The 14,415-nt window shown below is 41.2% G+C and carries 15 protein-coding genes and 1 tRNA gene; 8 read left to right on the top strand and 8 right to left on the bottom strand.

Translation table 11 applies throughout. The annotated features are described in order from the left end of the window. The first annotated feature begins 46 nt into the window (after nt 1–46). Together plsY and ACXJY6_RS09115 are read left to right on the top strand one after the other, a co-directional pair. A complete protein-coding gene (gene plsY, locus ACXJY6_RS09120; RefSeq protein WP_456052795.1) occupies nt 47–643 on the top strand; it encodes a glycerol-3-phosphate 1-O-acyltransferase PlsY in 597 nt (198 codons plus the stop codon). 55 nt (nt 644–698) lie between these two features. Beyond that, nucleotides 699–1,346 carry a cell wall hydrolase gene (locus ACXJY6_RS09115; protein ID WP_456052796.1) on the top strand — a complete coding sequence of 216 codons (648 nt, stop codon included), beginning with the start codon at nt 699–701 and terminating at the stop codon, nt 1,344–1,346. A 22-nt stretch (nt 1,347–1,368) separates the two neighbouring features. On the opposite strand, the gene ACXJY6_RS09110 is transcribed toward ACXJY6_RS09115, so the two are convergent. Together ACXJY6_RS09110 and tsaD are read right to left on the bottom strand one after the other, a co-directional pair. Beyond that, complete coding sequence (locus ACXJY6_RS09110; protein WP_458768150.1) at nt 1,369–2,184, bottom strand: alpha/beta fold hydrolase; 816 nt, start codon at nt 2,182–2,184, stop codon at nt 1,369–1,371. Nucleotides 2,185–2,186: 2 nt separating this feature from the next. Next, nucleotides 2,187–3,218, bottom strand: a complete 1,032-nt coding sequence (tsaD, locus tag ACXJY6_RS09105) for a tRNA (adenosine(37)-N6)-threonylcarbamoyltransferase complex transferase subunit TsaD (RefSeq protein WP_458768149.1) — start codon at nt 3,216–3,218, stop codon at nt 2,187–2,189. Between the two features lie 253 nt (nt 3,219–3,471). Between tsaD and rpsU the strand changes: the two genes are divergently transcribed. The 6 genes from rpsU (at nt 3,472) to ACXJY6_RS09075 (ending at nt 9,416) form a co-directional block, all read left to right on the top strand. After that, nucleotides 3,472–3,687 carry a 30S ribosomal protein S21 gene (gene rpsU / locus ACXJY6_RS09100; protein ID WP_456052799.1) on the top strand — a complete coding sequence of 72 codons (216 nt, stop codon included), beginning with the start codon at nt 3,472–3,474 and terminating at the stop codon, nt 3,685–3,687. Between the two features lie 27 nt (nt 3,688–3,714). Then, nucleotides 3,715–4,158, top strand: coding sequence for a GatB/YqeY domain-containing protein (locus ACXJY6_RS09095; RefSeq protein ID WP_456052800.1), 444 nt, complete (start codon nt 3,715–3,717; stop codon nt 4,156–4,158). A 96-nt stretch (nt 4,159–4,254) separates the two neighbouring features. Further along, a complete protein-coding gene (dnaG, locus tag ACXJY6_RS09090) occupies nt 4,255–6,000 on the top strand; it encodes a DNA primase (RefSeq protein ID WP_458768148.1) in 1,746 nt (581 codons plus the stop codon). Nucleotides 6,001–6,098: 98 nt separating this feature from the next. Then, complete coding sequence (gene rpoD, locus ACXJY6_RS09085) at nt 6,099–7,961, top strand: RNA polymerase sigma factor RpoD (protein WP_456052802.1); 1,863 nt, start codon at nt 6,099–6,101, stop codon at nt 7,959–7,961. Between the two features lie 143 nt (nt 7,962–8,104). Beyond that, nucleotides 8,105–8,181 (top strand) — tRNA-Ile (locus ACXJY6_RS09080). A gap of 485 nt (nt 8,182–8,666) precedes the next feature. Further along, nucleotides 8,667–9,416, top strand: a complete 750-nt coding sequence (locus ACXJY6_RS09075) for a hypothetical protein (RefSeq protein WP_458768147.1) — start codon at nt 8,667–8,669, stop codon at nt 9,414–9,416. A gap of 310 nt (nt 9,417–9,726) precedes the next feature. Here the strand turns inward: ACXJY6_RS09075 and ACXJY6_RS09070 are convergent, their stop codons facing one another. The 6 genes from ACXJY6_RS09070 to ACXJY6_RS09045 all read right to left on the bottom strand — a co-directional run bounded on the left by ACXJY6_RS09070 (nt 9,727) and on the right by ACXJY6_RS09045 (nt 14,165). Beyond that, entirely contained in the window at nt 9,727–10,068 is a 342-nt protein-coding gene (locus tag ACXJY6_RS09070) for a hypothetical protein (RefSeq protein WP_458768146.1), read from the bottom strand. A 130-nt stretch (nt 10,069–10,198) separates the two neighbouring features. Then, a complete protein-coding gene (locus tag ACXJY6_RS09065; protein ID WP_458768145.1) occupies nt 10,199–11,608 on the bottom strand; it encodes a DUF3987 domain-containing protein in 1,410 nt (469 codons plus the stop codon). A 63-nt stretch (nt 11,609–11,671) separates the two neighbouring features. Beyond that, nucleotides 11,672–11,797 (bottom strand): hypothetical protein, encoded by a 126-nt coding sequence (locus ACXJY6_RS09060; protein WP_458768144.1) that lies wholly within the window; start codon nt 11,795–11,797, stop codon nt 11,672–11,674. After that, entirely contained in the window at nt 11,794–12,000 is a 207-nt protein-coding gene (locus tag ACXJY6_RS09055; RefSeq protein WP_458768143.1) for a helix-turn-helix transcriptional regulator, read from the bottom strand. The genes ACXJY6_RS09060 and ACXJY6_RS09055 overlap by 4 nt, the downstream gene beginning before the upstream one ends. An 87-nt stretch (nt 12,001–12,087) precedes the next feature. Further along, nucleotides 12,088–12,870 (bottom strand): hypothetical protein, encoded by a 783-nt coding sequence (locus ACXJY6_RS09050; protein WP_458768142.1) that lies wholly within the window; start codon nt 12,868–12,870, stop codon nt 12,088–12,090. Continuing rightward, the gene (locus tag ACXJY6_RS09045; protein ID WP_458768141.1) at nt 12,867–14,165 is read right to left on the bottom strand and encodes a tyrosine-type recombinase/integrase; all 1,299 of its coding nucleotides are present in this window, start codon (nt 14,163–14,165) and stop codon (nt 12,867–12,869) included. Before ACXJY6_RS09045 ends, ACXJY6_RS09050 begins: the two co-directional genes overlap by 4 nt. Between the last annotated feature and the right edge of the window lie 250 nt (nt 14,166–14,415).

Below are 14,415 nucleotides of genomic sequence, written 5' to 3'. Positions count from 1 at the left end.
ATAAAGTCATAGTGAGTCATCTCAATAATAGAGAGTCTAGCCTTAGATGTCGCCTTTTATCTTGTTGATTATTGTTGCTTCTTATTTGATCGGTTCGGTATCTAGCGCGGTCTTGATCTCTCGCATCAAACATCTACCAGACCCTCGACAACAAGGTTCAAAAAACCCTGGAGCCACAAATGTTCTCCGACTAGGTGGGAGCCGTATCGCTGCATTCGTACTTTTTTGTGATGTACTAAAAGGTATGATTCCAGTATGGGGCAGCTATTATTTAGGTATCAGCCCTGTACTACTTGGTGTTATTGCCATAGCCGCATGTTTGGGGCATATCTACCCGATATTCTTTAACTTTCAAGGTGGAAAAGGTGTCGCGACCGCCTTAGGTGCCATTGCTCCAATTGGGTTTTCTCTCACTTCTATGATCGTTGCAACTTGGTTAAGTGTTGCCTTTATATTCCGCTATTCATCATTAGCCTCGATCACTAGTGCGATTCTCGCTCCACTTTATACGTGGCTAGTCAATCCTCAATATACCTTACCTGTCGCAATGCTCTGCTGCTTAATTCTATTTCGCCATCAAGACAACATGAAACGCTTGCTCGCGGGAAACGAACCAAAAATTGGGAAAAGATCCGCTATTTGATCCAAAAGAGATTAGACTTACTGATTAAACGACCACATTCCTTGAGACTGGCACTATGACTTGGTTTTCTATGCTGGCACTTTGTGCTTCGGCAAATGCTTCAATTGATATTGATTGTGATTCTGTTCACCAAACCTATATTCAAGAACTATCACAACTAGAGCTGACCACGACGGACATCGATGCAATCACCCGAACCGCTTACGCCGAAGCCGCCAACCAAGGTTCATTAGGTCTTTCTGGTGTTGTGTTTACGATTTTAAACCGCAAAATCAGTGGCAAGTTTTCAGATTCAATAAAAAGCATTATTAACAGTAATAATCAGTTTGAACCCGTCACTGTAGCCGGTGGTTGGGAAAAATTACCACAGCCAACATTAGAGCAACGTGCTCGTATCGAAACGATAATTGAATTAGCTCAAAGTGGATATATGTCCGATCCTACTCATGCGGCATTGTATTTTCAAAATACCCAGATCGTCGCAAAAAGAGTTGAGGAAGGGTCGGTATCGGGGCACCTTGAACATTTTGGTAATGCCCCAATTTCAGCCAGCATTGCTGATCATACTTTTTATTCGATTATGTGCCTCTCAGAAGCGGAAGAAACGCCTTCAACCTCAAAAAGCTTAACCTCTTTTCCTTTACTGAAAAGCCCTCTGAGCAATGGTGTCAAACAGCTAAGAGGCAGTAACAATTCGAAATAACGCCTCTCTACCGCTTAAAACCTTACCCAAGATTATGAGCAAAGAAAGCATTGAGATGAGACGTCACCTCTGCGCTCGATTCAAGTACACTCATATGCCCAGTATTCGCAAGCACTTTTAGTTCACTGCCCGTGATCGCATCATTCATCAAGTACGATTCCAACGGTGGACGTGCTCGATCTTCTGATCCAGATATAATCAATACCGGTAATGCAAATTTCTCAATATCTTCAAAGCGCTCGGGACGAGAATACATTACCTTGCCAACATCAACCCATGAATGGATCTGAAGCTCGGTTGCATTTTTCAACTTATTCTCGAATTCAGCCACATAACCTTCTGACTGTTCTAGTGCATATGTTGAAAAATAGAGTGGAAGCAATGGCGTAATAACCTCATCGGAAATCTGACTCTCTTGCTTCATACGGTGAAACCAATCGTTATATTTGGTGCAATTGACCTCAGGTTCGAAGCCAACAAATGTATTCAGTAAAACCAAACTTTTAACCCGCTGTGGAACCAACATGGTTAGCTCCACGCTCCACATTCCGCCTAGTGACAAGCCTGCAAGTGAAAAGTCTTTAATATCCAATGAATCAAGCAATGCTAAAACATGTTTTGCATAGTCGGTTAAGTCGAAACCAGAATAAGGAAGAGGGTCGGATAAACCATGCCCAAAAAAATCGGGAATAATACAGCGGTAAGATTGGCTAAGCTCAGCGACCTGCTCTCGCCACATCTCACAATCCCAAAGATAATCATGGCCAAATACGATCACGTCTCCCTGACCAATGTCTTGGTAATGCATACTTTTACCATTAACGACAAAAACCGGCATATCTAATCCTTTTGAGTCGAACTTACGGGGCTGAGCTGATCTATTGGCCAGCGAGGAACCGCTTTGACTTCCAAATCATTGGTCTCGTTATTTTTCAATCTCTGCATGCCTGCAAATGCAATCATGGCACCATTATCGGTACAAAATTCAGTTCGAGGATAAAACACCTCTCCTCCAATCTTCTTCGCAAGTTGACCCAGTGACTCTCGCAATTGAACATTGGCACTCACGCCGCCAGCGATAACGATTCTTTTCATACCTGTTTGTTCTAGGGCGCGACGACACTTAATCACAAGAGTCTCACACACAGCCTCTTGGAATGCATATGCAATATCCGCTCGAGTTTGATCATCGTTATCATTAGAAGCAATCGTGTTTGCAGTGAAGGTTTTTAGACCGGAGAAACTCATATCAAGACCTGGTCGGTCAGTCATCGGGCGTGGAAACTTAAAGCGGCCGGGCGTTCCATTTGTTGCCAATTTAGCGAGTAATGGTCCACCTGGATAATCCAGCCCCATTAATTTCGCCGTTTTATCGAAAGCCTCACCAGCAGCATCATCGACTGATTCGCCAAGAATTGTGTACGCACCAATACCATCGACTTGAACGATCATACTATGACCACCGGAAACCAAAACCGCGACAAACGGAAACTCTGGCGGTGTATCTTCTAACATTGGGGCAAGTAAATGCCCTTCCATATGGTGAACCGCGACAGCAGGAACATTCCATGCGTAGGCCAAACTACGTCCAATGGTCGCACCAACCAATAGTGCCCCAACAAGACCAGGTCCAGCCGTGTAGGCAATACCATCAATATCTTTTTTGGTACAACCGGCTTCCTCTAAAGCAGCATTAATAAGAGGGATAGTTTTTTTTACATGATCACGAGAGGCAAGTTCAGGCACTACCCCACCATAATCTGCGTGCAGTTTTACTTGGCTATATAGCTGATGAGATAACAACCCTTTTTCATCATCATAAATAGCGATTCCAGTCTCGTCACACGAGGTCTCAATACCAATAATGCGCATAATTAATTCGCTACACTTTTCTCATCAGATAGAAATTGGCGACATGTTACCTTGGCTTGTGTCGACAGACAAATTTTGTCTTCGTTAAAATTAGACAAAGTGCTTTACAAAGCCCATTCGTTCAGATTAAAATTCCGCACCATTTTTGATCTAGCTGGTTAAAGGTCCGATACGAGTCAAGCGATACCGTATTTCTCTGTATCTAGACTAGAAGAAACCAGAATTAACGAATAACCCCTGAGGTGAAAGGCATATGCCAATAGTTAAAGTACGTGAAAACGAACCGTTCGACGTTGCATTACGTCGTTTCAAACGCTCTTGCGAAAAAGCAGGAATTCTTTCTGAAGTGCGCAACCGTGAGCACTATGAAAAGCCTACTACAGTTCGTAAACGCGCTAAAGCAGCTGCTCAAAAGCGTCATGCTAAGAAGCTAGCTCGCGAAAACGCTCGTCGCGTTCGCCTGTACTAATAACTGATTCCAACTAAGGATTTAGTTATGGCTCTGATTGAACGACTCAAAGAAGAGCAAAAATTAGCGATGAAAGCCAAGGACAAATTACGCCTTGGCACTATTCGTTTAGCCCTGTCAGCAATTAAACAACGTGAAGTTGATGAACGTATAACGCTCACTGACGATGATATTGTTGCAATACTGACAAAAATGGTTAAACAACGTCGCGATTCTGTCGCTCAGTATGAAAACGCAGGTCGTAGTGATCTTGCTGAAGCAGAAAGTGCTGAAATTGCAATACTTGAAGATTTCATGCCTCAAGCGTTAAATGATAATGAAGTTGCTGAGCTAATCAAAGCGGCAATTGAAACGTCTGGCGCTTCTAGCATGCAAGATATGGGTAAAGTAATGGCTGTGCTTAAACCGCAAATACAGGGACGCGCAGATATGGGTAAAGTTAGCGGACTGGTTAAGTCTAATCTAGCTTAATATCCATCACAAAGATTAATAAGCCGTGTTATTCTTACGAATGCACGGCTTGTTTGCATTTAACTCAATCAAATTGGATGTTTCTTTTTAGGTTTTATGGCCGGACATATTCCTCGTACTTTTATTGATGATCTCCTAGCTCGACTTGATATTGTCGACATCGTAGACGCGCGGGTGAAACTTAAAAAGAAAGGAAAAAACTACTCTGCGTGTTGTCCATTCCATAACGAAAAAACCCCTTCATTTAGCGTTAGTCAGGAAAAGCAGTTTTATCACTGTTTTGGCTGTGGTGTACACGGTAATGCTATCGACTTTATTATGGAGTTTGAACGACTCGATTTTGTTGAAGCAATTGATGAACTTGCGGGTGTATTGGGTATAGAAGTTCCTCGAGAACAACGCCCTGGAACTCGAGCAAATGACAACACACCAAGAGTGAGTAGTGATACCAAGCGATCACTTTATGATCTACTTGAAAGTGCAGCTCAGTTTTATCGTCAACAATTAAAAAAACCGGCAGCGAAACAAGCTATTGATTACTTGAAAGCTCGCGGGGTTTCCGGAGAAATAGCTCAAAAATTTGGAATTGGATACGTCCCAGATGAGTGGGATTCTATTCGCCAACAATTTGCCACCTCTAAACAAAGCGAAGATATGTTGGTTGATGGCGGTTTGTTGATTGAAAATGATCGTGGTAATCGATACGACCGTTTTCGAGGTCGGATTATGTTTCCAATCCGAGATCGTCGCGGCCGCGTGATTGGGTTTGGAGGTCGAGTATTAGGAGATGGAACGCCTAAATATTTAAACTCACCTGAAACTCCAATTTTCCATAAAGGCAAAGAGCTCTACGGTTTGTATGAAGTATTGCAAACCTATCGTGAACCAAAGCAGATTTTGGTCGTAGAAGGGTATATGGATGTCGTCGCATTGGCACAATTCGATGTCGATTACGCCGTTGCTTCATTGGGTACGTCAACAACCGGCGATCATCTTCAGTTACTCTTTCGTCAAACCAATACTGTCGTATGTTGTTATGATGGGGACCGAGCTGGACGTGAAGCAGCTTGGAGAGCATTAGAAAATGCGTTGAGTTACCTCAAGAGTGGCAATATTCTCAAATTTTTATTTTTGCCTGATGGGGAAGATCCAGATAGTTACATTCGCCAATATGGACAAGAAGCATTTGAACAACAAGTTCAGGAAGCGCAACCCCTCTCTGTGTACTTGTTTAATCATCTTCTTCAACAAGTCGATGTTGGCAACAATGAAGGTAAAGCAGCATTAGAAGCGCTTGCATTACCTCTTATTTTTAAGATTCCCGATGAATATTTGCAATCTCAACTTTTAAAATTGCTGGAGCAAAAAACGGGAGTTTATAAAAAACCTGTTGTAAATAAAGAGGATAACCGAACACCTCAACCACATAGAGAAATAAAGCGGACACCGATGAGAGAAGTGATTGCTTTGCTTCTGCAAAATCCGAGCTATGCTCAAAGGGTACCGGATCTAAGCAGTGTAAGAACATTACCTATTCCAGGTCTCACTTTATTAATCGAGGTAGTTGAAAATTGTCGAAATTATCCCCATATCACAACAGGCCAGTTACTTGAGTACTGGCGAGGCAATAAAAACGAGCCTTTGGTATCTCGGCTAGCAAGCTGGGAGATACATATTAATGAAGAAAACCAAGAAGAGCTGTTTTTAGACTCACTAGATAAAATACTTGCACAGTGCATAGAAAAACAAATTGAAGATTTGCAGGCTAGAGAGCGAAGTGTCGGTTTATCATCCGATGAGAAAAGGGAGCTGTTAGCTCTAATGCTAGATTTAAAAGCGTAACCCTTATCTTATAGTCAGCAATTTAGAAATTTGTTATCATACGTGGTTTGCATTTCGCATACTTATTCCGTCACCAGATATGAAGTTGGATACCGTCTATGGATCAAAATCCGCAGTCACAGCTAAAATTACTTGTTATTAAAGGCAAGGAACAAGGCTATCTGACATACGCCGAAGTAAATGACCACTTACCTGCAGAGATCGTAGATTCTGAACAGGTAGAAGATATTATTCAGATGATCAATGACATGGGCATAAAGGTAGTTGAAACTGCTCCTGATGCCGATGATCTTGCTCTTAATGACGACACTGCAGTTACTGATGAAGACGTAGCTGAAGCTGCTGCTGCTGCACTTTCAAGCGTTGAAAGTGAAATTGGCCGAACGACCGATCCCGTCCGCATGTATATGCGTGAAATGGGTACTGTTGAACTTCTTACTCGCGAAGGCGAAATCGATATAGCAAAACGTATCGAAGAAGGGATCAACCAAGTTCAACGTTCTGTCGCTGAATACCCAGGAACCATTCCTTACATTCTTGAACAATTCGATAGAGTGCAAGCTGAAGAGCTTCGTCTTACCGATTTGATTTCAGGCTTTGTCGACCCTGATGCAGATGAGACTGCAGCACCAACCGCTACACATATCGGTTCGGAGCTGACAGGTTCAAATCTTGCTGATGAAGATGACACTGAAGAAGATAAAGACAAAGATGATACGGATGATGAGGACGATGAGGAAGAAGATACTGGTATCGATCCTGAATTCGCCGCAGAGAAATTTAATGACCTTCGTTCTCGCTTCCAAAATTACCAACTAGCTCTCAATGAACATGGTGATGGAAGTAAGCCATCGAAAGAAGCTTCTGAATTGGTATTGGACGCATTCCGTGAATTCCGTTTAACACCCAAGCAGTTTGATCATTTAGTTCGAAACCTTCGTACGTCAATGGATCGTGTTCGTACCCAAGAACGCTTAATTATGCGTTCTGTGGTTGAATACGCAAAAATGCCGAAAAAAGCATTTGTTCAAGCTTTTACAGGTAATGAATCAAGCGAAGAATGGTTAGATACTGTTTTAGCTTCTGATAAACCTTACGCTGAAAAAATTCGCCTCAATGAGGATGATATTCGTCGTTCGATCCAGAAGCTAAAATCAATCGAAGAAGAAACTTCTTTAAAAGTCGTACGTATTAAAGACATCAGCCGTCGCATGTCAATCGGTGAGGCAAAAGCTCGTCGTGCGAAAAAAGAGATGGTTGAAGCGAACTTACGTCTGGTTATTTCAATCGCGAAAAAATACACTAACCGCGGCTTGCAATTCTTAGATTTAATCCAAGAAGGCAACATTGGTTTGATGAAAGCGGTTGATAAATTTGAATACCGTCGTGGTTACAAGTTCTCGACTTACGCCACTTGGTGGATTCGTCAGGCGATTACTCGCTCCATTGCAGACCAAGCACGAACAATTCGTATTCCAGTTCACATGATTGAAACAATCAATAAACTGAATCGTATTTCTCGTCAGATGTTGCAAGAGATGGGCCGCGAACCTCTGCCAGAAGAGCTAGCAGAACGCATGCAAATGCCAGAAGACAAAATTCGCAAGGTCCTTAAGATTGCGAAAGAGCCAATCTCGATGGAAACACCGATAGGCGATGATGAAGATTCTCATCTAGGTGACTTTATCGAAGATACTACGTTAGAGCTTCCATTAGACTCAGCAACAGCAACCAGTCTACATGTCGCGACACGTGATGTTCTTTCAGGTTTAACGCCACGTGAAGCTAAAGTTCTGCGTATGCGTTTCGGTATCGACATGAACACTGACCACACACTTGAAGAAGTGGGTAAACAGTTTGATGTTACACGTGAACGTATCCGTCAGATTGAAGCAAAAGCGTTACGTAAACTGCGTCACCCTAGCCGCTCAGAAACTCTGCGCAGCTTCTTAGACGAGTAAATAACCATCAATCTGAACAAAAGGTGAGCTCCGCTCACCTTTTTTGTATCGAATTGTTCTAAGTGAATAAAATCTAAACAGATTTAACCCATATTCTCTCTAGACACCCAACTCGGGTTCACCTATAATCGTTGACCTATTTGGGGCCTTTAGCTCAGTTGGTTAGAGCGTCCGACTCATAATCGGCAGGTCCTGGGTTCGAGTCCCGGAAGGCCCACCAAATTCGAAAAGGTTAGTAAGCGTAGTGTTTACTAACCTTTTTTATGCCTGTCGTTTTAAGGGTGTAGTTGCGGGTGTAGTTAGTGAATTGCTTAACTCTGTTTTCGCATTAGAAAATATCAATAACATATCCCTCTACGACTTCCGAATATTCCTTCTATAAGCCCCCCAAAAGTATTATTCATGTAGGCGTTTATTGATGTCGAAGTATTATTTGGAATGTCTCATTCAGTCGCATTGCTAGAGTCCACGTCGGCATCCATTTTCTAAGTCCATAAGCTTTCTTTTAAATTCTTTCCCATGCTGATGGATAAATCTCTAGCAAAGACTTCCAATCCTCTAATGCTATTCCGTCGATACGATGTCGGAAAGTTAACCTTTAGAAATATGTCTCACTTAAAAAAGATTGGTAGTGGTAGGGTATATGAGTTAGCGTACATATTAAATTTTTATCACTCTTCCTGACACATTTATAGGAAATCTAAAATGAATCGTTTTCTTGCGCTTATTTTATTGATTGTATTTTCATCTATAAATCAAGCAAATAGTGAGACTACTCAAGAACCATTTCAATTAAATATTAATATTCAAAGTAGAGAAGATGGCGTCTCATACATCAAAGCCAGTTATATACTGTCGCAACTGAATTCATGCAAAATTAGTCAGCAACAGAAAGATAGCTATTTGAAAATAGTAAGTTCAATCAATGCTCAAGACTATGTTCTTATTTCTAAATCAGAAGAACTATCTGGTCTCCCCTGTTCAGCTCTGCTATCTGTATTTGACAATTTAATTGATGTGAAGGATCAGATATTTGAGCGATATCCACTAGATAACGATACCCATCAGGACAAAATGACAAATAGAAATGCCCCCCCAATAACACCAAAAGATGATATAGCGATCTGGCGATTAGGCTTTGCTAGTGTAATTTGTGCTGGTGTTGCTGACGTAAACCCAAACGCTATCCTTGGCGATTCTAAACTCTACTTCGAAGATTCAATAAAACTGTATGCCTATTTTGTAGACACCAATTTTAACGAAGCAAAACTACATCAATCTGGATGGTATAAAATGGTAACTGGTGAACCAGCTATAAAAGCTCAAGGACTTCGTTCTCTCACAGGAGCAAAACGCTACGTTCAAAAGGAGTTGATTGATACCGATGCTAAGGAATGTAGTGACATTCATGATTCAGCCAATTTTTTACTAAGCAAATATGGACTTAAATTATAACAATTCACAACACCTAAAAGTAATTAGAAAGCAATAGTCAATATAAAGTCAATCAACTGACTCCATCCAGCCCTTACACAGAAAGGCTTTAGAGCATGAAAGTCAATTTAGTCACTTTTGTCAGTGTGCCAGAGAGTAAGTGAAAAAATAGCAAGAAGAAGAGAGAAAACAGAAAAAACTGACTTTTTTACTATTTCTTCTCTATCCCTTATGTGGCAAGGCTTCCACGCTGTCAATCAACTGACTTTGAACTGACATCACTGACAGTTAAATACCTTTCCTGCTCAAGCCATCCACCTATCGATAAATGCTACTTAAAAAGGCGAGACCACAAACCTTGTTTTTTGACTGGTTTAATTTGTATTGATGGTTTTTGTCCATCTAAAGCTTCAAAAAGAATATTTACCAAATTAAATGTAGTCTCATAATTCTGTATGTGATGCTCATTGCACACCTTAATATCAAAAAATAGATCAGAAAAGATTGTTTCCCAAGCATGAAAATACTTATAACATTTCTTTTCAGTCCCTAATATTTGCCCATATTCACCGCATAGCAAAGCATGAGTGAATTTCTTTCGATTTCCGTTTACCTCTTTAGCTCGTTCTATTTGCTCGCTATTCAGCCTTACCAATATCAATGAATTTTTCATTATGTCCCTAGAATGGTTAACGGTTTGCCTTATGAATAACTATAGCTCAGCACATTGTGGGATAAGAAAATTGACTATTTATAAAAAAATCTGCCAGCTTTACTTAGAAAACTAGCAGATATGTGTTTGGCTAAACTATCGAGATGATTGCATCACTAAACAAAGCCGTAGGCTTATTTGTTATACTTAATAAATCACGCTCACTTAGCTGCTCTATCGTTTCCTGTACCGCTTTTGAATCTCTGCTTCGCTTACCCTTTGTAAAACATTTTCGCCGTGACAGTGCGTTTATAACGCTCGAGGCTTGCGCTTTTTGCTTGGGTTTAACAAAATCTAAAACAGCCCTTTCTCGCTCACTAAATGCCAGTATTGCTGCTTCTTTAATAAGACTTTGCAAGTGCAATATATAACAATCCACAATAGACATAGCTTCGGTTACTCGGTCATCGTGAATCAATAATTTGTCTTGCCCGTTACTCAAGTGTAAACAAGCAGAAATTTTCATTACGTGTATATCGTACTTGCCAATAAGCCCCCTTAGCAGAGTATTAGCATTTTCACCATCATTAGCGATTGTTGGCTCTAGCTCATTACGCCTTAACTTTATTTTGTCCCACGCCCTTATACTTAATGAAAGGGCTTCGAGATCGTTATAGTCACTGTTTACTATTTTTCGATATATCGCCACCAGCACATTATGATAGTCATTAACATTCTGTTCATTCATCTTGTGATATTGAGTGTGATCTCGTTCACCTAACAATGTACTTTCAGCCCATAAAATAAAACGTTCAATCACTCCACTGGTATCTGATGCTTTGAGTAAGTTCTCGATCATTCCATCTTGAGCAATAGCCGTGATAGCACCAACGACATTACCTTTATAACTTTCTCGACCTTTACGCTTTGAGCTGTGCCATTCACCATTCCAGCCTTTCAGAACCAAATCACGGTTTGAGACACCTTTACCATCACCGTATGAAATCCCCATCAAGGTGTTTATTGCGCCCTGTTCCGCACTGGCTATCGAGTAGTACCCGTTTGAATTTATCAGGCTCATATCTAGCGCCTCGGGCGTTGTATCAGTCACAAATTCAAAGAGACCATTCAGCTTTCTCTGAATTTCTTTCAACTCCACCTTTAAGGCTTTTTCTTCTTCCTTATCTGTAGCAGTAGCAATTTGCTTTTGCTTCTCGTCTAGCTCTTTATAAATGGCTTTACTATCAGCCATCACCGCTTGAATGATGGGTTTCTGTGCTTCGGCTAATACTCGGCTTTTCGCTGCTGCTGGTGGCTGTTCACCACAAAAATTGATACTTAAAGGCTGTCCCCCTCCATGCTCATAATTGACACGATATGACCTACAAGCCACTGAGCTAAAGATACTCAACACTGTTAAGAATGTTGTGTTTCTGGGCATTTTGGCGCTTTCTGCCAACTCACGAGAAAAACGAGCGATACCAGTATCAGGGCAAAATCCGATTAAATCAGAACAATTGTCCATAAATCGCTCAATGGTGTTGTTATAACTATCTTTCATGGTGTATCCTCAGATCGATGGTGGTCTGTCGCCAAACTGAACCACCAACTATAGATTGATTTGTTAAGCCGCTTCTTTTTGAGTTGTGGCTTTTTCTTTACCTAAAATTCTGTTTGCTGCCTTAAGGAATTTCAGTTTTTTCTTGATTCGCGCAAGGCTTGCTTGTGCTTCTGGGGATAGACTGCTCATCGCTGAAAGCCGTCAATAATTTGATTTAGAACGCTAGATCGATAGCCAATAGCACGACCGTTAACCATTAGCGGCTGCGGAATGATTTTGTCTTTTGCGTACCAGCGCCACAATGTTTTTGCAGAGCGGTTAAGGATCTGTGCGACCTCTGCCATAGGAATGACACGGTCGAATTGATTATTTTGGGTGTTTTGGTTGTTCATAATAAAGCCCTCGTTCGTTGTTGATGGGCTTATTAAAGCTGATTTGAGAAAATATGAACTATTGGAGGATCGTTGCCACTTTTTGAGTTAGCGGCGTTTCTCGATGGGTGATCTGGGTGTTGCTCGCGGTTTGAGGAACTTTGAACCGATTTGCTTCTTTGTAATACCTTTGTAATGACGTCCTTTTTCTCGGTGGTACACGGTTTTATAGTAATCACTGGTGGCTAGGTCAAGCTCTATCAGCATGCTGACAAGGTAATGCTCATTTCTCTTTATTAAACTATTACTACGAGCGCTAGATTGAGATGACTCTGGATCTGGCATATCAATATCAGCCCACCACTTGAGCGAGCCAGAAACTGACTCAATAAATTCCTCATTCGAATTAGTTAATCTATAGCTTCGAACCGATTCAATAAGGCTTACAATCTCTTGCGCTGTTTCTGGTAGTCCTGCTTTTAGTCTTTTAATTTTTCGCGGTGATTCGGCTTGAAATACATCAGCATCAAGAAAGTTAGCTAGTTTTTTCATTGACAGTGGTTTATTCGCTGATCTGGAGGCGTCCCTAGCTTTTTTAACCAAATTATACATATATTTCTTGTGTGCTATGTTTAGCTTTTCTGCACGTCCAGCCATGAGCCTGTCATGCTCAAGTTCAGCAAACGCATCGATAGTGTCAGCCATAAATAAAAACACAGGACTAAATTCGCTTTCATCAAAAAAAGGCTTATTGAATGCAACCGCTCGTTGGTTTATGTAGTTGCGATAATTGCCAAGTGCAAGATAAGCTGCCTCGACTTTTGAAGGATCAACACCTTGCTTTTGTGCGTATATTTTAAGCTGCTCAAGCTCGTTGTCTTTCTCGCTCATGACTGCCTCCGAAACTCACTCACATTATCCACCGCGGATTGATTCAACCTCTGTTCCCAAGCCTCTAATGCTATGCGCTTTTCAGGCAAATACTTATATTGATCATAATGTTTCGCTGATACGTCGTTGAGCGCGTGATTTTGTAGTCTGTCGCGGATCTCTTTGCTCAATCCAAGCGCGCCCATTAATGTTTTAGCTGTACGACGCAGGTCTCTAGGTATAAACGACTCAGTGTGTGGCGTGGCTTTACGATATCGGTCAATGCTTTGAGCTAAAGAGTCCAATCTAATATGCGCATCATCCTTTAACCTGTGTGGAAAAATAAAGTCACTATCGTTATTGGTAAGTTGTCTTTCCAGTACCTCAAGCGCACTGTCAGTCAGTGGTATTAAGTGCTCTCGCTTATTCTTTGATATGTCGGGCGTGATAAGTAATGTCTTTTGCTGCCAGTCTACCGACTCCCACTTTGACGCAGCTAACTCATACGGACGTTGCCCACCAGTGTATAGACACAACAATATTAAGTTTCGAATAGAATCGCCCATCTTAAATCGTTGGTATTCATTGTTGAGATCATCAATTAACATTATGACCTCATTCATTTTTAAATAATGCTTCCCTTCCTTTTCCGCCTTTTTCTGTTTCTTCACCTGTGCTAGTGGATTACTATTTAAGCTGAATATGACATTGCTCACAAGGTTAGCCGGATCGTTTTCGTGTTCGTTTATGCCGTAATTAAATGCAGCTAAAAGGTAGCTTCTAACTCGGTTTGATTGAACTGGCGCTCCACGTTCTATCATTCCTGAAAGAATTAATAAACTGTCATCTTTGGTAAAATCTCTTGCTTTCGTGTCCGGCGGAACGATTGGATAAACCTCTTTTTCCAGCGAGGCAAGCACTGCCTTGTATGTGCGCTTCCCTTCTCTTTTCATTCTATCGGTGTAAGCATGAAATAACTGTTTAATCGTGCCCTTTTGGGATTCTTCTCGGCGCTTCTTTTCCTCTGCCTTTCTATCATCAGCAAGCTTTTGTTTTGGATCTAGCCCTTGCTGCAGCAATAGCCCGTAATTTCTTGCCACCTCTCTCGCATTGGAAAGACTTAATTCAGGAAAACGACCTAATTGAATGAATGCACGTTGCTTATTTTTAAAGTAACGAAATACAAAAGCCTTAGAACCGCTAGTCATTACCTTGACGCCAAGCCGCCCTGTGCCTCTAGTTCCAGTGTCGTCCCATACATAAAAAGCGCTGCTCTTTGGCTTTAGTCCTGTAATTTCCTTTTGTGTCAGTGCCATGCGATACCTATCTAGTTAACCACACTCAAATTAAATTAGGTGTAGTAATGGGTGTAGTTAGATTATACCTATTTGAGATTATATGAGAAGATACAAAACACAACGAAAATTTAACTGACTGAATAACAATAAAAATAAACTAATGCGAGAAATGGTGAGATAATAAAGTAAAGATAACACTTACGACTCATAATCGGCAGGTCCTGGGTTCGAGTCCCGGAAGGCCCACCAAATTTTAAAAGGTTAGTAT

Source organism: Vibrio phycocola, from assembly GCF_054404255.1.
This window is presented reverse-complemented; position numbering and strand designations above follow the sequence as displayed.